The organism is Flavobacterium sp. PLA-1-15 (genome assembly GCF_049060005.1).
Lineage (GTDB): Bacteria > Bacteroidota > Bacteroidia > Flavobacteriales > Flavobacteriaceae > Flavobacterium.
In genome coordinates, this window is the sequence record NZ_JBMGQS010000023.1 from 1 (window position 1) to 22,326 (window position 22,326).

Annotated in this window: 23 protein-coding genes; 10 read left to right on the forward strand and 13 right to left on the reverse strand. The window is 35.9% G+C overall.

The window, feature by feature from the left end; all coding sequences use genetic code 11:
* Positions 1 to 154 precede the first annotated feature (154 nt).
* The 7 genes from ACI6PS_RS12560 (at position 155) to ACI6PS_RS12590 (ending at position 7,797) form a co-directional block, all read left to right on the forward strand.
* Positions 155 to 1,417: a sigma-54 interaction domain-containing protein gene (locus ACI6PS_RS12560; RefSeq protein ID WP_421012921.1), complete on the forward strand. Its 1,263-nt coding sequence runs from the start codon at positions 155 to 157 to the stop codon at positions 1,415 to 1,417.
* A 26-nt stretch (positions 1,418 to 1,443) separates the two neighbouring features.
* On the forward strand, positions 1,444 to 1,950 hold the full coding sequence (locus ACI6PS_RS12565; protein ID WP_421012922.1) for an LptE family protein: 507 nt from the start codon (positions 1,444 to 1,446) through the stop codon (positions 1,948 to 1,950).
* A gap of 14 nt (positions 1,951 to 1,964) precedes the next feature.
* Positions 1,965 to 2,867, forward strand: coding sequence for a tetratricopeptide repeat protein (locus ACI6PS_RS12570; RefSeq protein WP_421012923.1), 903 nt, complete (start codon positions 1,965 to 1,967; stop codon positions 2,865 to 2,867).
* Between the two features lie 10 nt (positions 2,868 to 2,877).
* Positions 2,878 to 3,249, forward strand: coding sequence for a preprotein translocase subunit SecG (gene secG / locus ACI6PS_RS12575; protein ID WP_421012924.1), 372 nt, complete (start codon positions 2,878 to 2,880; stop codon positions 3,247 to 3,249).
* Positions 3,250 to 3,390: 141 nt separating this feature from the next.
* On the forward strand, positions 3,391 to 3,666 hold the full coding sequence (locus ACI6PS_RS12580; protein WP_421012925.1) for a co-chaperone GroES: 276 nt from the start codon (positions 3,391 to 3,393) through the stop codon (positions 3,664 to 3,666).
* Between the two features lie 47 nt (positions 3,667 to 3,713).
* Positions 3,714 to 5,345, forward strand: coding sequence for a chaperonin GroEL (gene groL / locus ACI6PS_RS12585; RefSeq protein ID WP_421012926.1), 1,632 nt, complete (start codon positions 3,714 to 3,716; stop codon positions 5,343 to 5,345).
* A gap of 85 nt (positions 5,346 to 5,430) precedes the next feature.
* Entirely contained in the window at positions 5,431 to 7,797 is a 2,367-nt protein-coding gene (locus ACI6PS_RS12590) for a hypothetical protein (protein WP_421012927.1), read from the forward strand.
* Between the two features lie 56 nt (positions 7,798 to 7,853).
* Here the strand turns inward: ACI6PS_RS12590 and ACI6PS_RS12595 are convergent, their stop codons facing one another.
* The 6 genes from ACI6PS_RS12595 to xrtF form a co-directional block, all read right to left on the reverse strand.
* On the reverse strand, positions 7,854 to 8,546 hold the full coding sequence (locus tag ACI6PS_RS12595) for a DedA family protein (protein ID WP_421012928.1): 693 nt from the start codon (positions 8,544 to 8,546) through the stop codon (positions 7,854 to 7,856).
* 156 nt (positions 8,547 to 8,702) lie between these two features.
* On the reverse strand, positions 8,703 to 9,044 hold the full coding sequence (locus ACI6PS_RS12600) for a heavy-metal-associated domain-containing protein (RefSeq protein WP_421012929.1): 342 nt from the start codon (positions 9,042 to 9,044) through the stop codon (positions 8,703 to 8,705).
* 24 nt (positions 9,045 to 9,068) lie between these two features.
* Positions 9,069 to 11,084 (reverse strand): TonB-dependent receptor plug domain-containing protein, encoded by a 2,016-nt coding sequence (locus ACI6PS_RS12605; protein ID WP_421012930.1) that lies wholly within the window; start codon positions 11,082 to 11,084, stop codon positions 9,069 to 9,071.
* Positions 11,085 to 11,150: 66 nt separating this feature from the next.
* Positions 11,151 to 11,573: an HYC_CC_PP family protein gene (locus tag ACI6PS_RS12610; RefSeq protein WP_421012931.1), complete on the reverse strand. Its 423-nt coding sequence runs from the start codon at positions 11,571 to 11,573 to the stop codon at positions 11,151 to 11,153.
* Positions 11,574 to 11,610: 37 nt separating this feature from the next.
* Positions 11,611 to 12,060, reverse strand: a complete 450-nt coding sequence (locus ACI6PS_RS12615; RefSeq protein ID WP_421012932.1) for an exosortase F system-associated membrane protein — start codon at positions 12,058 to 12,060, stop codon at positions 11,611 to 11,613.
* The gene (gene xrtF / locus ACI6PS_RS12620; RefSeq protein ID WP_421012933.1) at positions 12,041 to 12,592 is read right to left on the reverse strand and encodes an exosortase family protein XrtF; all 552 of its coding nucleotides are present in this window, start codon (positions 12,590 to 12,592) and stop codon (positions 12,041 to 12,043) included. Before xrtF ends, ACI6PS_RS12615 begins: the two co-directional genes overlap by 20 nt.
* A gap of 72 nt (positions 12,593 to 12,664) precedes the next feature.
* Between xrtF and ACI6PS_RS12625 the strand changes: the two genes are divergently transcribed.
* The 3 genes from ACI6PS_RS12625 (at position 12,665) to ACI6PS_RS12635 (ending at position 15,885) form a co-directional block, all read left to right on the forward strand.
* Positions 12,665 to 13,120 carry a GAF domain-containing protein gene (locus ACI6PS_RS12625; RefSeq protein WP_421012934.1) on the forward strand — a complete coding sequence of 152 codons (456 nt, stop codon included), beginning with the start codon at positions 12,665 to 12,667 and terminating at the stop codon, positions 13,118 to 13,120.
* Positions 13,121 to 13,266: 146 nt separating this feature from the next.
* Positions 13,267 to 13,536 (forward strand): 30S ribosomal protein S15, encoded by a 270-nt coding sequence (gene rpsO, locus ACI6PS_RS12630; RefSeq protein WP_421012935.1) that lies wholly within the window; start codon positions 13,267 to 13,269, stop codon positions 13,534 to 13,536.
* Positions 13,537 to 13,689: 153 nt separating this feature from the next.
* On the forward strand, positions 13,690 to 15,885 hold the full coding sequence (locus ACI6PS_RS12635) for a polyribonucleotide nucleotidyltransferase (RefSeq protein WP_421012936.1): 2,196 nt from the start codon (positions 13,690 to 13,692) through the stop codon (positions 15,883 to 15,885).
* A gap of 247 nt (positions 15,886 to 16,132) precedes the next feature.
* Here ACI6PS_RS12635 and ACI6PS_RS12640 read toward each other — a convergent pair whose 3' ends face one another.
* The 7 genes from ACI6PS_RS12640 to ACI6PS_RS12670 all read right to left on the reverse strand — a co-directional run bounded on the left by ACI6PS_RS12640 (position 16,133) and on the right by ACI6PS_RS12670 (position 22,136).
* On the reverse strand, positions 16,133 to 17,605 hold the full coding sequence (locus ACI6PS_RS12640; protein WP_421012937.1) for a T9SS type A sorting domain-containing protein: 1,473 nt from the start codon (positions 17,603 to 17,605) through the stop codon (positions 16,133 to 16,135).
* 229 nt (positions 17,606 to 17,834) lie between these two features.
* On the reverse strand, positions 17,835 to 18,272 hold the full coding sequence (locus ACI6PS_RS12645; RefSeq protein WP_421012938.1) for a VOC family protein: 438 nt from the start codon (positions 18,270 to 18,272) through the stop codon (positions 17,835 to 17,837).
* Between the two features lie 28 nt (positions 18,273 to 18,300).
* Positions 18,301 to 18,705, reverse strand: a complete 405-nt coding sequence (locus ACI6PS_RS12650) for a hypothetical protein (RefSeq protein WP_421012939.1) — start codon at positions 18,703 to 18,705, stop codon at positions 18,301 to 18,303.
* A gap of 299 nt (positions 18,706 to 19,004) precedes the next feature.
* Positions 19,005 to 19,676, reverse strand: a complete 672-nt coding sequence (locus ACI6PS_RS12655) for a hypothetical protein (RefSeq protein WP_421012940.1) — start codon at positions 19,674 to 19,676, stop codon at positions 19,005 to 19,007.
* 303 nt (positions 19,677 to 19,979) lie between these two features.
* On the reverse strand, positions 19,980 to 20,495 hold the full coding sequence (locus ACI6PS_RS12660) for a hypothetical protein (RefSeq protein ID WP_421012941.1): 516 nt from the start codon (positions 20,493 to 20,495) through the stop codon (positions 19,980 to 19,982).
* A gap of 139 nt (positions 20,496 to 20,634) precedes the next feature.
* Entirely contained in the window at positions 20,635 to 21,651 is a 1,017-nt protein-coding gene (locus ACI6PS_RS12665) for a type I restriction enzyme HsdR N-terminal domain-containing protein (protein ID WP_421012942.1), read from the reverse strand.
* 125 nt (positions 21,652 to 21,776) lie between these two features.
* Positions 21,777 to 22,136 carry a transcriptional regulator gene (locus ACI6PS_RS12670; protein WP_421012943.1) on the reverse strand — a complete coding sequence of 120 codons (360 nt, stop codon included), beginning with the start codon at positions 22,134 to 22,136 and terminating at the stop codon, positions 21,777 to 21,779.
* Positions 22,137 to 22,326 lie beyond the last annotated feature (190 nt).

Genomic DNA, 22,326 nt, shown 5'->3' on the forward strand with positions numbered 1-22,326 from the left:
TGTAAAAATCAATACTTGCACCAGCGGAACCTTGATTGGGGAAGTTGTGGGTTATAGCGAAATGAATTAAAAATAAATTTCAACACAGATTTAACACATTAGCACAAATTAAATCTGTGGAAATTCATGAAATCTGTGTTTAAAAAAATAAATTATGGAATCAGTTCAGGCCATAAAACAGCGATTTGAAATCATCGGGAACGACCCGAAATTGAATCGTGCGATTGAAAAAGCAATCCAGGTTGCACCAACGGATATTTCGGTTTTGGTGGTGGGAGAAAGTGGTGTCGGGAAAGAAAGCATTCCGAAAATCATCCATTCTCTTTCACACAGAAAGCACGGAAAGTATATTGCCGTAAACTGTGGTGCCATTCCAGAAGGAACTATTGATAGTGAACTTTTCGGACACGAAAAAGGTGCTTTTACAGGAGCCACTTCTACACGTGAAGGTTATTTTGAAGTAGCCGATGGCGGAACAATCTTCTTGGATGAAGTTGGAGAATTGCCTTTGACAACTCAAGTTCGTTTGCTTCGTGTTTTGGAAAATGGAGAATTTATCAAAGTGGGTTCTTCCCAAGTTCAAAAAACGGATGTCCGAATTGTAGCCGCGACAAACGTAAATATGTTTGATGCGATCGAAAAAGGAAAATTCCGTGAAGATTTATACTATCGCTTGAGCACGGTTGACATCACTTTGCCTCCATTGCGAGATAGAAAAGACGACATTCATTTGCTTTTCAGAAAATTTGCTTCTGATTTTGCTCATAAATATAAAATGCCTCCAATTAAACTGGACGATACTGCGGTACAATTTTTATTGAAATTTCGCTGGAGCGGAAACATCCGTCAGTTGCGAAATGTAGCTGAACAGATATCCGTTTTGGAAACAAATAGAGATATTTCGGCTTTAACTTTGCAATCGTATTTGCCAGTGGAAGGAAGTAGCTTGCCTTCGGTAATTAAGGATAAGAAAAGCGAAAACGACTTCAGTACCGAAAGAGAAATTCTGTACAAAGTGCTTTTTGATATGAAAAGCGACCTAAACGATTTGAAAAAGCTGACATTGGAATTAATGCAAAACGGAAGTTCAAAAGTTCAGGAAAACAATAAAAATCTGATTCAGAAAATTTATGGTTCACACCAGGAAGATTCTGAAATTGATTATGAAGACCAGAACGAACTTTCAGTGATTCCAGTTCAAAATGCCGTCCCTAAAAATGATTTCGAAGAACAGGATGACAATTATCTTTTTGCCGAAACGGTTGAAGAAGAAGAAATTCTAAAATTGGAACAGAAAGAAATCGAAATGATTAAAAAATCATTAGAAAAAAACAAAGGAAAACGAAAAGCTGCCGCGGATGAACTCGGAATTTCCGAAAGAACGTTGTACCGAAAAATAAAACAATTTGATTTATAGTATATTTGAATCTTTTAAAAATTAAAATGAATAAATTAAAATATATTGCTTTTCTAACCCTGATTGTACTAACATTCAATGGTTGTTCTGTTTATAATTTTACAGGAACCGGAAAGATTGATGCCAAGACATTTCAAGTAAACTATTTTCAAAACGCTTCGGAATTGGTAGAACCTGGAATTGAATTGAAATTTACACGTGCTTTACAAGATTTGATTCAGAATCAAACCAATTTAAGCCTGACAAATTCTGGAGGGGACTTGGTTTACGAAGGTGAGATTACAGACTACAGAATCAGTCCGATGACAGCAACAGCTGATCAAAGAGCCGCACAAAACCGTTTGACTATTCGAATCAATGTTCGTTTTACAAACAAAAATAAAGAGGCCGACGATTTTGAGAAATCATTTAGCTTTTTCTATGATTATGGTGGCGATCAGCAACTTGTAGGTGCAAGACTTACCGAAGCGCTGGATACTATTTTCGAAAGAATCACGCAAGATATTTTCAATGAATCATTAGCAAAATGGTAATTTAAATCTAAGCCGTGAACACTTCTGAATTAATCAATTTACTCAACAAACCGAATGCTATCAACGATAAGCATACTTTTGCTTTGGAGCGAATTGCAGAGGAGTTTCCTTATTTTCAAAGTGCTCGTGCTTTATACTTGAAAGGTCTTTACAATCAGGACAGTTTTAAATACAACCAAGCTTTAAGAGTTACTGCTTCTTACACAACAGATAGGAGCATTCTCTTTGATTTTATCACATCAGGCAACTTTGCAACACTTCAAAAAACTTTTTTGGATGAAAAAGAAGCCATAATTAATAATATTATTGTAAACGAAAGTGTTATTGTCCGTGAGGAATTACAAGAGACTGTTTTAGAAAAAACACACGAACCAATAAGTAAATTAGAACAATCTATTTTAATTTCCATAAAAGAAGCTTCTCCAGAAGTTGAAGAGATAAATGAGACAAAAGAAGTAAACGAAATTGAAGAACAAGATACGGAATCTATCGAGGAGAAACTTGAAATTGGAAAACCATTAGATTTTTCAAAGGAAGAAAAACACTCCTTCCAAGAATGGTTGCAATTGGCTAGTTTAAATCCGATAAACCGTGAAAATCATCCAATTGAAGAGAAGTCTGAAGAAATTGATCTTGAGAAAAAGAAAAAATTAGACATCATTGATAAATTTATTGAAGCCAATCCAAAAATTCCACCTATTAAACAAAACGAGCCAACTCCTATAGTTTTACAGCAACCCGAAGGCGATACCTCCTATCTGATGACCGAAACTTTGGCGAAGGTTTACCTCGAACAAAAAAAATATCAAAAGGCAATTCAAGCTTATGAAATATTAATTTTGAAATATCCAGAAAAAAGTAGTTTATTTGCAGACCGAATTTCGGATATAAAGTCTTTACAACAAAATAACAATTAATTATAGCATTATGTTTTCAATTTTTTTAGTACTAATTACAATAGTATGTTTCCTTTTAGTAGTAGTAATAATGGTTCAAAACCCTAAAGGTGGTGGTTTGTCTTCTACATTAGGTGGATCTCAACAATTAGGTGGCGTTCAAAAAACTACTGACTTCTTGGATAAAAGTACTTGGACTTTAGCTACGATATTGATCCTTTTGATCCTTTTTTCTAGCTTAAGCTTTACTTCTGGTACTGATACTAAAATTATTGATGATACTGAAGTAGCCGCACCAAAACCGGCTACTCCTGCAGCAAATGAAACTGCTGCTCCAGCTACAGAAACTCCTGCTCCGGCAACTACTCCTACAGAAACTCCAGCAGCTCAACCTGCACAATAATTTCTGACTTATAAACATCAAATGCCAGCTTATAATGCTGGCATTTTTTTTAGCTGAAAATTTGTCAGCACGCCCCTGAATGGCATAATTTCTGAAAAATAGATTTCAACAAATTAATATTTATAATAATAAACAAATATCATGGCATTAAACATTAAACCTCTTTCAGATCGCGTTCTAATTGAGCCAGCAGAAGCAGAAGCTAAAACAACATCAGGAATTATAATATCTGACAATGCAAAAGAAAAACCGCAAAAAGGTACCGTAGTTGCAGTTGGAAATGGAAAAAAAGACGACATTATGACCGTTAAAGTTGGTGACACCGTTTTATACGGAAAATATGCTGGAACCGACTTGAAATTTGAAGGAAAAGATTATTTGATTATGCGTGAGGATGACATTTTAGCAATTATCTAAAATCGAATACACAAATAACGAATTAACATATAAACAATAAATAAAAAATGGCAAAAGATATAAAATTTGATATTGAAGCACGTGACGGATTAAAACGTGGCGTTGACGCATTGGCAAATGCAGTAAAAGTAACCCTTGGACCAAAAGGTCGTAATGTGATCATCGGAAAATCATTTGGCGGACCGAACGTAACTAAAGACGGTGTTACTGTTGCTAAAGAAATCGAATTAAAAGATCCATTGGAGAACATGGGTGCTCAAATGGTAAAAGAAGTTGCTTCTAAAACCAATGATTTAGCCGGAGACGGAACAACAACTGCTACCGTTTTGGCACAAGCTATTGTTAAAGAAGGTTTGAAAAACGTGGCAGCTGGAGCAAACCCAATGGACTTGAAAAGAGGAATTGACAAGGCGGTTGAAGCTATAGTTACCGATTTATCGAAGCAAGCTAAAGTTGTAGGCAGCGATTCTGAAAAAATAAAACAAATTGCATCCATCTCTGCAAACAACGACGAGATCATTGGTGATTTGATTGCTACGGCTTTCGCCAAAGTAGGAAAAGAAGGTGTGATCACTGTTGAAGAGGCAAAAGGAACGGATACTTACGTTGACGTTGTAGAAGGAATGCAATTTGACAGAGGTTATCTTTCTCCTTATTTTGTGACCAATCCAGAAAAGATGGAAGTAGAATTAGAAAGACCATACATTTTATTATACGACAAAAAAGTATCTTCTTTAAAAGAATTACTACCCATATTAGAGCCGGTTGCTCAATCTGGAAAACCATTGTTGATTATTGCAGAAGACGTTGATGGAGAAGCTCTGTCAACTTTAGTGGTAAACAAACTTCGTGGAGCCTTAAAAATCGCAGCTGTAAAAGCACCTGGTTTTGGCGACAGAAGAAAAGCAATGTTGGAAGATATCGCCATCCTAACGGGTGGAACTGTAATTTCTGAAGAATTGGGATACACATTGGAAAATGCAACTTTGGAAATGTTAGGAACTGCAGAAAAAGTAGTTATCGACAAAGACAATACTACAATTGTAAATGGAGCTGGAAGTGATGATATGATTAAAAATCGTATGAATCAAATAAAGTCTCAAATAAAATCAACTACTTCTGATTATGATAAAGAAAAATTGCAAGAGCGTTTGGCTAAATTAGCTGGCGGTGTTGCTGTTCTTTACGTAGGTGCAGCTTCTGAAGTAGAAATGAAGGAAAAGAAAGATAGAGTTGACGATGCTCTTCACGCTACTCGTGCAGCTGTTGAAGAAGGAATTGTTGCTGGTGGAGGTGTTGCTCTATTGAGAGCTAAAAATGCCTTGAAAGACATCACTGCAGACAATGCAGACGAAGCAACAGGAATCCAAATTGTATCTCGTGCTGTTGAAGCTCCTTTGAGAACTATTGTTGAAAACGCAGGTCTGGAAGGTTCTGTAGTCGTTTCAAAAGTAGCCGAAGGTTCAGGAGATTTTGGTTATAATGCTAAAACGGATGAATATGTTGATATGCTAAAAGCAGGAATCATCGATCCTAAAAAAGTAACACGTGTAGCACTTGAAAATGCGGCTTCTGTTGCTGGAATGATCTTGACTACCGAATGTGCTTTAGTAGAAATTAAAGAAGAAAGTGCCGGAGGCGGAATGCCAATGGGTGGCGGAATGCCAGGAATGATGTAAGATTTTCCACTATACTTAAAAGCCTCAATAATCTTGAGGCTTTTTTTTATAAGTTTTTTTTTATACTTTTAAAAAAAATAAAGCTATGAAAATCAAACTAGCCACACTGCTTTTATTGCTGACTTTTTCAATTGGCCAATCCCAAACCAATAGTACCGATCCAAAAAACAAGATAGCATCCGTCTTGGAAAATTATTTCACCCTCGAAAGAGAAGCCATACACCTGCACCTTAACAAGACCACGTTCCTAACAAAGGAAACAATCTGGTTCAAGGGATATGTAATCAACAGAAAGGATTCCAAACCGTTCTTTACCGCAAATGTCTTTGTATTATTGCTCGATGAGAATGGAAAACAGATTTCAGAACAGCTTGTTTATGCCAGCAATGGCATTTTCTCTGGAAAGGTAGACCTGAAATCAAATATGCCATCGGGCGACTACTATATCCAGACTTATACGAACTGGATGAACAACTTCAGCGAAGACGAATCCACCATTTCAAAAATCACCATCATCAATCCTGCCGAAGGTGCAAAAAACTATAAAAAAACCAATATCAGTTCGCTGAAAATTGGCATCAATCCCGAAGGCGGGAATTATATAAGGGGAATTGAGAACACAATTGGAATTTCACTTTTGGACTGCAGGAAGAACTCTGTCGACGGCATAGAAGGCAGACTGCAGACACCCGAAGGCGAAGTCATGAGGACCTTCAAGCTCAATAAATTTGGATATGCAACGATCAATGTGCCCGCCACCGAAAAGAAACTGAAGGTCGTATTTGAACATCTGGGAAATATTTTCGAGAAGGAACTTCCAATTCCTGCTGAAACAGGAATAGGATTGACTGTAAACAATTTCAGGGATGAGAACAAAACCTTTGTCAATCTTAATACAAATGCATCGACATTAAAAACATTCAACAAAAAGAAGCTCTACCTTGTCATCAGTAAGGATGGAAAATCCATCATCCAGGAATTCCAATTTGATGATGCAAAAAAGAATTTCATCATAGAGAAAAAAAATCTCTTCAACGGAATCAACACGCTTAGGGTTGTAGACGCCGAGCTCAATCTCCTCTGTGAAAGGCTCCTTTATTCTGATTCAATCAAACTAGGGACAAACAGGGCAATCTCGCTTAGCAGGAAATCTGCTGATGAAAATCAAATAAACCTCGTTGGATTAAACAGCCTGCAGGAGTCGAGTATCAGCATCTCGGCGCTTCCGGAGAAGACCAAGGCAAACAACAAAACCGGTATAAATGTCGGTTTGAACATCAATCCCTATCTTATACATCCGCTGGAAAATGCTTCCTACTATTTTAAGGATGCAGACCGAATAAAAAAGCTAGAACTGGACTTATTCCTTGTCAATCAACCTGAATTGAAATACAACTGGAACACTATCAAAACGAACATCCCAAAGCCGAATTACAGTTTTGATATAGGCCTAAGTATCAAAGGAAAAATCGATGAAAAAATAAAAAATAAAACAGAACACAAGGTAAAATTGCTCTCTCACACCGCTTTTATTAGCCTTGTCTCGGATGTAAATGAAACCGGAGAATATTTCATAGATAAATTTGCAGTTGCCGATAGTTCTTACTTGGATCTTTCACTTTTAAAGCTGCCCGATTTTAAGAAGGTTGACACCAAACTATTTCCGCAAATCTTCAACAGAAGCAAGCCTTTCAAGAAACCCTTTAAAATGAAAATGGAAGCAGAATGTGCAACTTCTGAATATGAAAACACATCTGATGACTATCCAAAACTATCCTCTGAAACAATAAGATTAGAAGATGTTATTGTCGAAAATAAATCCAGAAGACCAAAACTCAAGTTTGCTAATGAATTTGGCAACATCAACCTTCGTGGTTTTAAAATTGACAGTACCTATACCATGCCACTGATACATTTCATTTCTTCACAAGGATTCATAGTAACAAGAAATCGTGGTCAGATTTCCATTACAAGCCAAAGAAACAACCTTACTTCTTTTAATGCGGCCCAGTCAACGGTTGAGATAACTATAAACGAGAGAAGACTTTTTACATTTGATGAATTGGATTATATGCAAATGAGTGAGATAGATGAAATTTTCTTAAACCGTCACATGCTTCTTCCAGGAATGCAAAACAAAGAAGGTTTAATAAAGATTTATACTAAAAAGAATTTGAGCAAAGGAAAAGATTATAATTCATTTAAATTCTTCATAGAAAAAGGATTCTCTAAACCAACAAAATACAGTACTGAAAAGTATGCAAACTTGTCTGTCAAAGGATTCGAAAATTATGGAGCCATTTCATGGAGTCCAAATATAATTTCAAATGAAAAAGGAAGTTTTGATTTTGAATTATTAAACACCCAAAAAGGAAAATTTATAATCGATATAGAAGGTATAAATAATAACGGAGAATTAATCCAACAAGAATTGATACTGGAAATTAAATAAAAAAAGAAACCCGTTTGAATCATCAAACGGGTTTTTCTTTTTATAGTATTACAAATCTATTCTTCAGTTTCTTCTTCTGGTTTAGACTTTTTGCTGAACTTTAATATCACCGGTAAAATCGTAATAACAACCAAGATGATAACAATCAATTCAATGTGTTGTTTCAAATCTATCTCATAATTTTTCAAAAGGAATCCATAAAGGTAATGCCCTGCAAAAATCAAACTGAACGACCACACAAAAGAACTTAGAATATTATAGAACATAAATTTCTTTTTCTCCATCATCACAATTCCTGCCACGATTGGTGCGAATGTTCTGAAGATTGGTAAAAAACGAGCAAAGATGATGGCTCTACCTCCATGTTTTTCGAAGAAATCTTTAGATTGGATCAGATATTTTTTCTTAAACCAAAAACTATCTTGCTTATTGTATAAATAATACCCGCTTTTAGAACCAAACCAATAACCCACTGCGTTTCCTAAAATACCAGCAAGAGCTACAAATGTAGCAAGCAATGTCACATTCAGGAAAGCACTATCAATAAGAAGAACATTCTGTATCAATTCTCTATTGTAAATTCCAGCTAAGAAAAGCAAGCTGTCTCCTGGAAGAAAGAAACCAGCAAAAAGCCCAGTTTCGGCAAATACAATAAACAATACTAAATACAATCCCAGCTTGATTCCGTTGATATCAAACTGTATATAAAAAAGTGGATCTATGAGGTTTTTCCATTCAAAATTGTTCATCTTTTGGTGCTTAAAATTCGAGCGTGAAAGTAAGAATTATTTATTTTAACCACAATTTTATTCAGATACTTTTAGTTTTTTATAACACTTTATAAACATTAAAACTCGATATTATTTCTTATCATAAAAAAACCGAGGAAGAACCTCGGTTGTTAATTATTTCCTTTCGTAAGAACAGCAAGTATGAAGCTTTTCATAAGCATCATCCGTAGCGCGAACTTTTTCCGTATCGTGCCCCACTTTTGCTACGGCTTTCTGCACTTCAAGATCGCTCGTTTTTTGTTCATTTATAATAAGATGCAAAGTTTGATCATCCTGGTGCCATTCTGCCGACTTTACTCCTGCAACTGCATAAGCTGCTTTTTCAATTCGCTTTTTACACATCTCACAGTTCCCTCGAACTTCAACATCTACTTTTGCATTCTTGTTTTTTTTCTCTTGTGCTTGAGATGTAAATCCGATTAAGGAAACGAAAAGCACGAACATTAATTTTTTCATTTTTATAAATTTTATCGTTATTGATTATTTTATTTTAAAGCGTAATCCAGCATAAAACATCTGTCCAAAAACTGGTGCATAGATGATAGACGTATCAAAATGCGGACCAAACGGATCGTGACTACCCAAGATTGCCTTTTCTTGCTTGTAATTACCAAGATTTTCTACTCCTGCATACATTTCGAAAACCGAAGAAAAAGTTCTTGTGATTTGGGCATTCATCAAAGAAAACGCAGGCGAATAATCACCTAATTGTTCCATCGCCGGATTGGTTGATGTGTTAGGCAATCTTTGTTTTCCCATCCAATTATAGGTGAAATCAAATTTCCATTGCTTTCCTCCTTCTACAATATGTGTTTCATAAGCCAAATTGGTAAAGAAACGATGCTTTGCTTGTAAAGGCCTTTCAATATCTCCACTTAAATATTCGGTTTGAATGTCGTAGTATTTATAAGCCGTTCTCAAATTGAAATGCTTTGCCAATTCGTAATTGAATTCGACCTGCAAGCTGTTTGCAAACGATTTCCCGTTATAGAACAAAGCCTGTTGTGGTCCTGCGTATAAATCAACAACGGCTTGGTTTTGGAAATCGGTTCTGTAGAAGTCAAAACCGATATCTGCCGAACGATCAAAAAGGAAGAAGCCCTGCATAAAACTTACACCATAATTCCACGCAATTTCAGCATCAAGTCCGTAATTGTTTCCATTTCTGTTCAAGATATCAAAAGCTCTTGAACTTGCAAAAAGCTGCTGGTTTTCGGCAAAGATGTTAGCGTAGCGTTTTCCTCTTCCTGCCGAAGCTCTTAAAACTGCTTTGTCCCAAGGATTGTATCGGATATGGATTCTTGGCGTTGCGAAAAGCCCCAAACGATTGTGTTTGTCCACTCTACCTCCCGCAACAAGACTGAAATTTGTGGTATTATCGTAAGTATATTCAAAGAAAGCACCAACCGATGTATCAATCCTGTCGTAGTTTCCGGCAATATTCGGAACGCTCACGAATTCATTGTAATCATCATAGGTAAAGTTCAATCCGGTTGCGAATTTATTCATCGTATTATCAATAATAGAATTGAAAATAAGATTAGAATAATAGCTTTTCTGAGTAATATTATAAAGGTTTAAACCAAAATAAGATTCCTGTTTGTGGAGATTCAAAGAGTTTTGGAATCCTATACTTTGATACGGCATATCCGGAAAAACATATCCTACTTTATTCGAAATATCTAATTTTTCGGTATTGATTTCCGAGCCCCAAAAATTGGTTGTTCCTCTGTCCCTGTCCTTGTCAAACTCCAGCTCTCCGGTTTGCTTTTCATCTTTCATATATCTGAAATTGATGAAACTTACCCAGCCTGTTTCGGCATTGGTATATTGCCAACGGTTGAGAACATTGATCTGTTTCCCTAACGGATTATCCAGAAAATGATCGTGGTTCATGTCGTTTTTAGAAACCCTTGCATTTCCGTGAAGAAACAAGCTTGTACTCCATTTATCGGAAACTTTTTTATTGAAATGGGTATTCAATTCAAAACGGGAATCAGTGGATCCGTACGCATTCAGGAAGAATGGAATATCGCTAACGGGCTTTATCAATTCGGTATTGATTTGGCCCGAAATACTTTCGTAACCGTTTACAACGGAACCAGCCCCTTTGGTAATCTGGATGCTTTCGATCCAAGTTCCAGGCGTAAACGATAGACCATAAGCCTGTGAGGCTCCTCGCACGGATGGAAGATTTTCTTCGGTGATCATTAGATATGGACTTGTAAGCCCAAGCATTTTGATCTGCTTTGTTCCTGTCAGTGCATCCGAGAAATTAACGTCGATGGACGGATTGGTTTCAAAACTTTCCGCCAAATTACAACAAGCGGCCTTTAGCAATTCCTTGCTGGTCATTACTGCCGTGTTGGTAACTGATTTATATGATTTTCTTGTGCTTTTTGAATTTGCTTGCACTTTCACCGCTTGCAAAGTATCCTGTGCAAAGGCATTGAAAGACAAAAACAGCAACAAGACTATTGAAATGTATTTTTGCATGATTTAATTTTAATGTTTAATAAAGAGTCCAATCGCGAAGTTTTGCGATTTCTTTAAACATTAAAATTAGGCGTAGAAAATGTATTGATTGTAGAGTTTAAAGAGTGGTGGCGCATTCGCATCACAATAATAAACTATGTTTTGTGCTTGCTTTAAAGCAACAATTTCATTGAAAGCAAGAGGTTTCCAGTTTTCTGCGATAAATGGTACATCTATCTGAAAAGAGAAGGTCTTGATGATCGTGTCTGATGATTTGTCTTCCAGATCCACCACTTTGTCCTTGCAACATTGTTTGTGATCCTTTGCTTTTTCGGCACAGCACTTTTTATCAGCAACCTTTTTTGGAGCATCACAACTTTCTTCAACATTGAAAACCGAAGAAATCGAGGCAATCTTACCTTCGCAATAATGTACATTGAAAGCCAGTCCGAAATTGGAAACCAATAGCAGGAAGGCCAAAAATAAACTTGTACATTTTTTGATTCTCATACCACAAAAGTATTCAAAAAAGTTAGAACTCAATGCCTTATTTCTTTAAAAATTGATTCTGATAATAAAACGCTGGCAAGAACAACAATAAAAAAACGGGCTGGATGATGAATCTTCTGATGTAAAAAAGCATCATACTTTTATCAGTGGAATAGAAATAAACGACTGCAAAAAAGGCAATCACCAACAGTATAAAAAAGAGAGCATAAAGAAAACCCGCAAATTTTATCAAATTCTTTTCCTTGAAAATTACATATAATATTCCCAACGAAATGACTGTGTTGATCAAATAACGCAAACTCAAACCAACAAACAATCTGAAACCATCAAATGCTGGGATTCCTGAATTTAAAAATTCTCCTTTGAAAAAATTCAAGAAGGGATCATAGAACAATTGGCTTTCGTAGCTTCTGACCAAGGCTAACAGCAACACTAAAAAAATTACTATCGCCGTTTCTTTTTTATGGCTAAGTATTTTTTTTAGCATAACGTTGAAATTTGTTTATCCAAAGTACCCAAAGTAAGAAAATAAAACCATAAATAACGAGCGGAAAAAGCACCCCGTGAAGAAAATCTCCATATTGAGGATAATTAACCATTCCAACAACAAGCAATGCAATTCTGAAGATGTTCAATATATGTATTGCAACAATTCCGAATATTATGTATCCGAAAGTCCTAAGGAATTTTCCACTAAAGGCAACGATAAACGCAGTAAACAAAATCATGATGCTCACAGCATTACAGCCCTCAACAATACGAACAACAGGAGAAGAATCTATAAAAATCACAACCGAAGGCTCTGTTTTCATCTTTCTTTGCGCTACATCCTGATTAAACATATTCAAAATATCTTCACTCTGATTGGCAACCAATTGTGTCATCCCGTCCACTTCATTTTTTTTTGAATCATACTGACTCAAAAAAGCTTGATAGATCAAAATCAGCAGCAAATAGGTTAAAAAGAATTTCCCTAGAAAAATAAGGAAGGGGCGGTAATTTATTAAATAGTCTTTCAAAATATAGTTTTAACAAATTTATATAATTTAAAGCCGTGTGCAAATATTACTTTTGTATAAAAATTAAGCACAATGACTTTTCAAGAATTAAAACCAAAAGTACAAGATATTTTACATCATACGAACATTTTAAGAGAAGATAAGCTCTTACAAGTTTGCCATTTGCTTCGCGACAACATTGATTACTACGATTGGGTTGGGTTTTACTTTGCCAATCATGAAGAAAAAACGCTTCATTTAGGTCCTTATGCAGGAGAGCCTACTGACCACACGGTTATTCCTTTTGGAAAAGGAATTTGCGGGCAAGTAGCCGTTTCAAACGAAAACTTTGTAGTTCCAGATGTTAAGGCACAGGACAATTATATTGCCTGCAGTTTCACAGTAAAATCTGAAATTGTTGTACCTCTTTTTGTGGATGGAAAAAACATTGGGCAGATTGATATTGATTCGAATGTTTTAGATCCTTTCACAGAAGCCGATGAGCGTTTCCTTGAATTTGTAAATGAAGAAATAGCCAAATTATTTTAATGTAACAATTCTAAACGATTTGTTGAATTTTAAATAATCTTTAAATTTTTCAATCTTTAAATTTTTTCATCCAAAAATAAAAGTTACTTTTGCACCCGAATAGGAAAAACTTATTCACTACATAATAATCATTAAATAATATTAGCATGTACTTAACTAAAGAAGTTAAAGAAGAAATCTTCGCTAAACACGGAGGAAAAGCTGAAAACACTGGATCAGCTGAAGGGCAAATCGCTTTATTCACATTCAGAATCAACCACCTAACTGGGCACTTGAAAAACAATCGTCACGATTACAATACTGAGCGTTCTCTAGTGAAATTGGTAGGTAAAAGAAGAAGCTTACTAGATTACCTTAAGAAAACGGAAATCAACAGATACCGTGAGATTATCAAGGAATTGGGTATTAGAAAATAATCCATACAGAAAAGAGGTGCTCACGCGCCTCTTTTTGTTTTTACATTATTGCAGAAAAAGTTTGGTTTTTCATTGGGTTTTAGGACAACAACTACACAACAACAACTACAACACAACTAAAACCCATTGTTTAATCAATTAGAGAATTAATTTATGATTCCACAATTATTTGTAGAAAGCATCGATTTAGGTGATGGCAGAAGCATCACAATCGAGACAGGGCGTTTGGCCAAACAAGCCGATGGTTCTGTAGTAGTAAGAATTGGAAAAACGGTTATCTTAGGTACCGTTGTTTCCGCAAGAAAAGCAAGTCCAGGTATCGACTTTTTACCGTTGACGGTAGATTACAGAGAAAAATTTGCAGCAGCAGGTCGTTTTCCAGGAGGTTTCTTCAAAAGAGAAGCTCGCCCAAGCGATAGCGAAGTATTAACCATGAGATTAGTTGACCGTGTATTGCGTCCACTTTTCCCAAGTGATTATCACGCAGAAGTTCAAGTTATGATTCAGTTGATGTCTCATGACGAAGACGTTATGCCGGATGCATTGGCAGGTTTGGCGGCTTCGGCAGCACTTGCCTTGTCTGACATTCCTTTTGAAACTTTAATTTCTGAGGCAAGAGTTGGACGTATTGATGGAAAATTCATCATCAACCCTTCTCGTGCACAGTTAGAATTGTCTGATATCGACATGATGATTGGAGCTTCAAGAGATTCTATCGCCATGGTGGAAGGTGAAATGAAGGAGATTTCAGAAAAAGAAATGGTGGAAGCCATTAAATTTGCCCACGAACACATCAAAGTACAAATCGACGCTCAAGAAAGATTGGCAAAAGCATTTGGAAAGAAAGAAATCCGTGAGTACGAAAAAGAAAAATCAGACGAAGCTATTTTAGCGAAAGTTAAAGAAGCGGCTTATGATAAAATCTACGCAATTGCAAGCAAAGGTTCTGCAAAACACGAACGTTCTGCTGCATTTGATGCTGTAAAAGAAGAAGTAAAAGCGTTGTTTACTGACGAAGAATTGCTGGAAAACGGAGATTTGGTTTCTAAATACTTCTACAAAGTCAACAAGGAAGCGGTTCGTAACGTAACCTTAGATTTAGGAACACGTCTTGACGGAAGAAAAACTACAGAAATTCGTCCAATTTGGTCGGAAGTAGATTATTTGCCATCAGTTCACGGTTCTGCATTGTTTACACGTGGAGAAACGCAAGCTTTGGCAACAGCCACTTTAGGAACTTCTAGAGAAGCGAACCAAATTGATTCGCCATCTGAACAAGGAGAAGAAAAATTCTACTTGCACTATAATTTCCCACCATTTTCAACAGGAGAAGCTCGTCCGTTAAGAGGAACTTCGAGAAGAGAAGTTGGTCACGGAAACTTGGCACAAAGAGCCTTGAAAAACATGATTCCTGCTGATTGTCCTTATACCATCCGTGTGGTTTCTGAAGTATTGGAATCAAACGGTTCTTCTTCAATGGCAACGGTTTGTGCTGGAACATTATCTTTGATGGATGCTGGTATTCAAATGATCCGTCCGGTTTCTGGAATCGCGATGGGATTGATTACCGACGGAGATCGTTTTGCAGTTCTATCGGATATCTTAGGTGATGAAGATCACTTGGGAGATATGGATTTCAAAGTAACTGGAACTTCAGAAGGTATCACGGCTTGTCAAATGGACATCAAAATCGACGGATTGAAATATGAAATCATGGAGCAGGCTTTGGCTCAGGCTCGTGATGGACGTTTGCACATCCTAGGTAAATTGATCGAAACTTTGGAACAACCAAGAGCAGACGTGAAAGTTCACGCTCCAAAAATCATCATGCGTACTATTCCTGGTGCTTTCATTGGTGCCTTGATTGGTCCTGGTGGAAAAGTGATTCAAGAATTGCAAAAAGCTACCGGAACAACTATCGTTATCAACGAGGTTGACGAACAAGGTGTTGTTGAAATCCTTGGAACTGATCCAGACGGAATCGCAGCGGTATTGGCTAAAATCGATTCTATCATCTTCAAACCACAGGTTGGAGAAGCTTACGAAGTAAAAGTAATCAAGATGTTGGATTTTGGTGCGGTTGTGGAATATACAGAAGCGCCAGGAAACGAAGTTTTATTGCACGTATCGGAGTTGGCTTGGGAAAGAACTGAAAACGTAACCGATGTGGTAAACATGGGTGATATATTCCAAGTGAAATACTTAGGTTTAGACCCTAAAACAAGAAAAGAAAAAGTTTCTAGAAAGGCTTTATTGCCAAGACCTCCAAGAGATGAAAACGCTCCAAGAGAAGAAAGAGCACCACGTCCGGAAAGACGCGATGATCGTAGAGACGATAGAAAAAAATAATTATTCTTTTTAAAAAGGTTAATTCAACTAAAACCCCATTTCATTTATTTGAGATGGGGTTTTTAAGTTGATGTCATTTACCAATTTAAATTATTTCTAATCCTCTCCATAAAAATAATCCTCAAAATCTACCCTCCATTCAATGCCATAATATCCCTGAACATACCAAAAAAGAACGTCATGATCTTTTAAATAGAATATAGAAAACTGCCTGTAGAGAACTTTTTGTAACCTAGATTTTTTGATATTATAATTTTATAAACTTCCTATTCATTGAGTCTGAATTAGTACTAACACGGACTATATATACTCCCGAAGGCAAAAGCGAAATATCAACTTCTTGTATATTTTGATCCTTTTTTTGCATAATACTCTTTCCAGTAGAATCGTAAATTGTTAGAAAAATGATTTCATCTGTAGATTTTAAGTTTAAAGTTTCACCATTATTGCTTTGGTATATATTAAAATCTCTTTCAACAAAATCATCAGAATCTAAAGTAGATGCTGAAATTTTAGCCAACCAAAAACTTAAACCAGTATTTTGAATACAATCAAAATCGTGACTATTTGAATCACCTATTGCTAAATAATCATTATCGTTTAGCTGTATAATATCATAAAAGCGATCAATTCCTGTACCTCCTATTGTTTTTTGCCACTCTAACTCTCCTGTAGAATTGACTTTTACAACCCATCCATTATTAAAGCTTGATCCTAAATTATGAGACACATCATAATCATCAGAAAATGTTTCGCCAGCTAATATATAGCCACCATCCGTAGTTTGCTCAATTGAGTAAGGAGTATCATGCCCTGATCCACCCCAAGTATTTCTCCATTGTAAGTTTCCTTCAGAGTCAATTTTAATTAAATAAAAATCCTTCAAATAATTTTGCCCAAATATACCATTACAAGATCCTACAATTGCATAGCCTCCATCAGTGGTTTTTATAATTTCACGAGCTGTATTAAAAAAATTAGCCCCTGAAACATCAGAACCAAATGCTTTTGCCCAAATTATTGATCCTTTAGTACTCAATTTTGTAATCCAAAATGAAGATGCACAGATTGTACCATTTTGTGAAACAACTTCACCACTCTCTGACTGAGATTCACCAGCTACTACTGCAGTTCCATCTGAATTAACTACTACAGAATAAGATCTATCATTACTTGGGCCTCCATGATTTACCATGTAAACCAACTCTCCTTGCGAATCAATCTTCAGGGTAAGAAAATCATCATAACCAAAATTATTTACAGAACTATTATTGTTCACGTTACCGCTAAGACCCGTTACAATATAATGACCATCATCCGTTTCAGCAACACTATGAGCTTCATCAAAACTAGCTACACCATAAGTTTTTTCCCAAATTACAGTTCCTTCTGAATCTATTTTGACAATCCAAAATTCTCTTCCCAAAGTTGGAACAACCTTATCTCCTACAAAGATATATCCGCCATCACTAGTTGGTTTTATCTCATTAATTCTTTCTGCAGAGGAAGATCCGTAACATTTAGACCAGACAATTTCAAATAATGAATTAACCTTAACTACAAAACCATCGGAAACACCATGATAATCAACAGCATGTACATGAGGTGCTAAGGCAATACCTCCAATAATTAATCCGCCATCATTAGTTTTTTGAACACTTCTCGCTTCATGACCACCAAAAGTTTCACTCCAAATCAAAGAAGGAGATTGTGCTTTCATGATACTACAGAAAAGTAATAATGCAATTGTAATTGTCCTCATGTTATTTCAATATAGTTTTTAAATAAATATTTAATAGTTTCAAATTTAATTCGTGTCATTTCCCAAAATAGCCCTCGCTAGCGAGCATCTTGCTCGTGCTCATAAAAGCATCTTTAAACTTCACGAGCAGGGAGGCTTTAATGCCTACGCGGTGTTTGATGTTTACCATGTCCTTCGTTTTAAGTTTTTAAACTTTACCTTTATGATTAGGATCAAAATCCACCATCCATTCAATTCCGTATTTGTCCCGAAACATTCCAAAATAGGAACCCCAAGGACTCTCCGAAATAGGCATTTCAACTTGTCCGCCAGCAGAAAGACCGTTGAATAGATGCTCGGCTTCTTCCTTGCTTGCCGCACTGATGGAAATTTTCGATCTGTTTTCGTTTTCATTGGTCTTTCCCATAAATTCGGGAACATCATTGCCCATCAAAACATTCGGACCAATAGGCAACGCGATGTGCATGATCTTTTCGGCTTCGTGTGCCTCCATCGGAAATGCATCGTTGGCGAGGTCTTTAAACCGCATCACCTTTGCGAATTCGCCACCAAAAACAGATTTATAAAAAGTAAAAGCTTCCTCGGCATTGCCGTTGAAGTTGATGTGTGGATTGATTAATGCCATGATTTTTTATTGATTGCTTGTTAGAATATTATTGCGCTTCCAAAATGCTTTTTAATGTTTTCAAATCAGCTTCCACCAAGGCTGCATCGTTTTCAAATTCTTCAGTCGTTTTGTTGGGAGCTTTAAAGAGTGTGAAAACAACCTCACTGCTTGCACCATTTTTTATGACCCTTAACGGATTGTAGAGCACCGTGCCATCCGGAAGTTTAACTTTATGATCCACAATTCCAAATTCGTTTGGTGGTGTCATTTCCATTTCGATCGTTCCCAAATTTGTTTTCGCAACCCAAACAAGTTCTGATTTTTTAGAAATCGATGTTGCGAACGCCAGCCATTTAGGGAAATTTTCGGGATTTGAAACATAACTGTAAACGTCATCACTGGATTTATCTACAGCAGTGCTAAGGTGCTTGGTCGAAGAAATCTTATCCATAGTAGTTGCTTTTTTGGGGTTGGGAGTCGTGCAGCTTAAAACAAAGACTGCCGCCCCTAAAGTTAAGATTTTATTTTGCAACGAAGTAAATTTCATAGTTTTAAAGTTTTTACGATGGGTGCTAATGTTTCTATCAGGTGCGAAGTCGGGAGACTTCGCACAGCACCGAGACTTTATCAAGACTTCGTAGAGCGGGAGACTTCGCACAGCACCGAGACTTTATCAAGACTTCGGAGAGCAGATTTTTCCGAAACAAAAACTACCAAGCAGTAAACTATAGTCGATGTTGTGCATAATATTTATTGAAAATCAGTTGAACTTATTTCAGTTTCATATTCGTAAAGTTCGGTTGTATTATTAATTGGGATTTCAATAGTGTGGCTTAAAAAAGGACTTGAAGTTCCAATTCTAAAAGTAATTAAGTTAACCACATTTTTATCAATCCAAATTCTTCTTACGGAATTTTGATTTGAAGCAGGAATGGGTTCTATTCGTCTTTCAGGAAATTGCTTGTACACATTTATTTCTTGAGTTATTTCATCCGTAACTATAATTCTTAAATCAACAGGATAAAGTCTTAAACCTTCAAAATTGATTTCTTCTTGGTTTCCTATGTTTTGGTCTTGAATAAATTCGACCAAATTTGGTATGTGTACTTGTTCATTAAAATCAAGTTGAATTTGATATTTATTCCCATTTCCAGTAGTTCTAAATGGTAAACTGTATTCCCCGTTTATATTTGTCGTAGTTGAATCTACAAATCCTTTGAATATATAATTTGTTCCAGCAAAAGTTGGCTGTGTACTAAATTCCGCCAATTTTACTTTTTCATTCACTATTGGAATATCATTAGTTGAATCATAAATTTTTCCAAATACTAAAGTTTCAATATCAGCTGGAATTGGCTCTTCTTCACAACTTGTAATTAGAAGCGAAAAAAAGGTCAAAATGTAAATTAAATTTTTCTTCATAGCAGTAGGTTTATGTTATGTACAACTTGTTTATATGTCTGATAAAATCATTTTTTACTCCTTCCAAATGTAACCATTAATTCTTACAAACCACCATCCTATTTCCTCTCTCCCAGCCCCTTAAAAACCTCCAACTGAATCTCCATGCTTTTGATCACCTCCTCCTTTTCGGCAAGCTGGGATTTTCCTATTCACTCTTTTTACTTGTATTGGATGCGAAGTCGGGAGACTTCGCACAGCACCGAGACTCTATCAAGACTTCGGAGAGCGGAGATATCCGAGCGATCGGGTTTATTTTCGATATCAGGGATAATCTAAAACTAATCCCTTACAATTATTACGTATCTCTTCTAGTGCATTTAAAATTTCATTCAAATCCAATAATTCGCCACGAAATATTAAAGTGTCATTAAATGAATTATATCCTCGATGATGGAAATTTTCAAAATCCCTACCATTAAGTGATGGATTCATCACTAAATCGACGTAAACTCCACCTGAGCGATTGCTAAACCAATCTTCAATTCGACTATCATAGTGTTCGAAATGATTTCGAAATATACGATTTGATAGAGGATTACTTTCTTCCACGTTGAGTGTTTTCCGTAATCTCTCTCCACGTTCTTGATATTTTTTGAAAGTAGGCCAAAGAATTTTTGAAACGTTTGCAACCGACACAAGAATAGACTGTATTGAACACCATACTTCCAAATTGTCAAAATTGTCTTTGGTTGCTTCTAAGCGTTCATTCGCTCTAAATGCAATTTTTGATTGAAGAACAATTTCACCTAAAAAAATTAAATCTTTAAATTCATTCATTATGTTGTTGTCTAAATGTCAATAAACCTTTACTCGATTACATATTTGCAAATCCGCACTAACTGTTGCGGATATCCGCGCGATCGGGTTTGCAATCCGTTCTAACTGTTGGGTATATCCGTGCGATCGGGGTAATTATTTACTCCATCATCATTATCGCTCGGTTAGTTAATTCGTTCTTATGTTTCATCAAATCATCAATATGCTCAAGCAAGTATTCATTCGTATCTATCACAATCTTCATAAATTTATCATTGAAGATTAATTTGCAGATTACTTTCTTTGAAGAGTCATCGACTAAAATATTGAAAAAGCCTTTGAAATCTTTATAACTAATACGCTCTTTTGCTACTTTTTTATTTTGAATCAAAAGTGTACGAATCGTATGATATGCCTGAATTTCAAGTTCTGTAGTAATAACTCCTAAAGAGTTCGAATTTGATTCTTCTAACATCTTTTTTTCATAAATACTTTTTAGGAAAGCAGAATTAATTAGGTTGATCATTTTACCTTGCGTATCTTCATTAAACTTAGATCCAAAGGTCATATTCTTATGAATTATCTTCAAAAGTTCTTTGGAAGGTGCTGCCATCTCTTTAAAAAATGCACCCTCAAAACTTTCTGCAAATACGACTTCTTGAGCTGATTTTACAATCTCGATAATTTTAATGTACCTTCTATCAAATTTTATAAGAGTTTCAATATCAGAATCACAATAGCTGAGAATACTAAAAACAAAAAACGGCTTGCTGTCAATAATATTCGGCTCCAATATATCCGAATAGAACCTGTATTCTATGCCGTTTGTTAATATCGCAATTTTGGAGTTTTTCGTGTTTCCGAAATATCCATTGAGCTGACCAGCTTCTCGATCTGTTAACTTGCTATTGTATTTTTTCGCCTCAACCAAAATGGTTTCTTTCTTATTAAGGAGCACAGCATAATCTATTTTTTGACTTATTCTGTCTCCAAAATCGGCGTTATATTCGGGGATTAAGTTATTTGATTCGTAATTAAGAAAATGAAAAAATGGTTCAATTAAAAATTTCCTTGTCTGTGCTTCATTTGTGCAAAGTTCAATTGCATCATCAAGTTTAAAATTATCAAGTGATTTTCTTAGTTGCGAAATAGCTTGTTTAGGGATTACAGTATTCATTTTTATGTTTTTGGTTTAACAAGGTCTTAATAGTGACAAGTATGATATGATAAATGGCGGTTTTTTTTTGTTAAATATATAAAAAAGTATTTATAAACAATTCAAACCAACTTATTTTGAGCCACCTACCCCCTTCTTTCCCTCAAAACCTCCAGCTGAATCTCCATCCTTTTAATAATTTCCTCCTTCTCCGCCAGTTGCTTGCGGAGTTCTTTTTCAATTTCGGTTTCAAACGGGATCTTCAGGCGTTGCCCCAAATCCATCACCAGGTTATAGTTGATGGCCTGACTGATGCGCCACACTATGGCAAACTGCAAGGATTGCTGTTTAAAATAACTATTCAAGGTCGTGGGCACCACCTTCAAATGGCCGGCTACATCTTTCTTCTTATGATGGCCTAGCTTTATAAACCAGTGTACAAAATTGCCCACATGCTGGCAGTCGTTTGCCTCTTCTTTGAGGTATTTTTGGGAGGTATCTTTCATCTTATACTCTTTTAAAATGATAATTTATATCGAAATTTAATACTTACTACTAACTCTATTTGTAGTTACTATTAACTTAGTTTGTAGTTACTATTAACTTGGTTTGTAGTTACTATTAACTTGCATAGCATTCACTATTAACTTGATTGGTACTTACTATTAACTTAGTTGGTAGTTACTACTATCTTAG

Excerpts from the sequence above, each read along its gene's own strand:
- ACI6PS_RS12560 (WP_421012921.1), top strand. The coding sequence starts at position 155 with ATGGAATCAGTTCAGGCCATAAAACAGCGATTTGAAATCATCGGGAAC.
- ACI6PS_RS12565 (WP_421012922.1), top strand. The coding sequence starts at position 1,444 with ATGAATAAATTAAAATATATTGCTTTTCTAACCCTGATTGTACTAACA.
- secG (WP_421012924.1), top strand. The coding sequence starts at position 2,878 with ATGTTTTCAATTTTTTTAGTACTAATTACAATAGTATGTTTCCTTTTA.
- ACI6PS_RS12580 (WP_421012925.1), top strand. The coding sequence starts at position 3,391 with ATGGCATTAAACATTAAACCTCTTTCAGATCGCGTTCTAATTGAGCCA.
- groL (WP_421012926.1), top strand. The coding sequence starts at position 3,714 with ATGGCAAAAGATATAAAATTTGATATTGAAGCACGTGACGGATTAAAA.
- ACI6PS_RS12590 (WP_421012927.1), top strand. The coding sequence starts at position 5,431 with ATGAAAATCAAACTAGCCACACTGCTTTTATTGCTGACTTTTTCAATT.
- ACI6PS_RS12595 (WP_421012928.1), bottom strand. The coding sequence starts at position 8,546 with ATGAACAATTTTGAATGGAAAAACCTCATAGATCCACTTTTTTATATA.
- ACI6PS_RS12600 (WP_421012929.1), bottom strand. The coding sequence starts at position 9,044 with ATGAAAAAATTAATGTTCGTGCTTTTCGTTTCCTTAATCGGATTTACA.
- ACI6PS_RS12605 (WP_421012930.1), bottom strand. The coding sequence starts at position 11,084 with ATGCAAAAATACATTTCAATAGTCTTGTTGCTGTTTTTGTCTTTCAAT.
- ACI6PS_RS12610 (WP_421012931.1), bottom strand. The coding sequence starts at position 11,573 with ATGAGAATCAAAAAATGTACAAGTTTATTTTTGGCCTTCCTGCTATTG.
- ACI6PS_RS12615 (WP_421012932.1), bottom strand. The coding sequence starts at position 12,060 with ATGCTAAAAAAAATACTTAGCCATAAAAAAGAAACGGCGATAGTAATT.
- ACI6PS_RS12625 (WP_421012934.1), top strand. The coding sequence starts at position 12,665 with ATGACTTTTCAAGAATTAAAACCAAAAGTACAAGATATTTTACATCAT.
- rpsO (WP_421012935.1), top strand. The coding sequence starts at position 13,267 with ATGTACTTAACTAAAGAAGTTAAAGAAGAAATCTTCGCTAAACACGGA.
- ACI6PS_RS12635 (WP_421012936.1), top strand. The coding sequence starts at position 13,690 with ATGATTCCACAATTATTTGTAGAAAGCATCGATTTAGGTGATGGCAGA.
- ACI6PS_RS12640 (WP_421012937.1), bottom strand. The coding sequence starts at position 17,605 with ATGAAAGCACAATCTCCTTCTTTGATTTGGAGTGAAACTTTTGGTGGT.
- ACI6PS_RS12645 (WP_421012938.1), bottom strand. The coding sequence starts at position 18,272 with ATGGCATTAATCAATCCACACATCAACTTCAACGGCAATGCCGAGGAA.
- ACI6PS_RS12650 (WP_421012939.1), bottom strand. The coding sequence starts at position 18,705 with ATGGATAAGATTTCTTCGACCAAGCACCTTAGCACTGCTGTAGATAAA.
- ACI6PS_RS12655 (WP_421012940.1), bottom strand. The coding sequence starts at position 19,676 with ATGAAGAAAAATTTAATTTACATTTTGACCTTTTTTTCGCTTCTAATT.
- ACI6PS_RS12660 (WP_421012941.1), bottom strand. The coding sequence starts at position 20,495 with ATGAATGAATTTAAAGATTTAATTTTTTTAGGTGAAATTGTTCTTCAA.
- ACI6PS_RS12665 (WP_421012942.1), bottom strand. The coding sequence starts at position 21,651 with ATGAATACTGTAATCCCTAAACAAGCTATTTCGCAACTAAGAAAATCA.
- ACI6PS_RS12670 (WP_421012943.1), bottom strand. The coding sequence starts at position 22,136 with ATGAAAGATACCTCCCAAAAATACCTCAAAGAAGAGGCAAACGACTGC.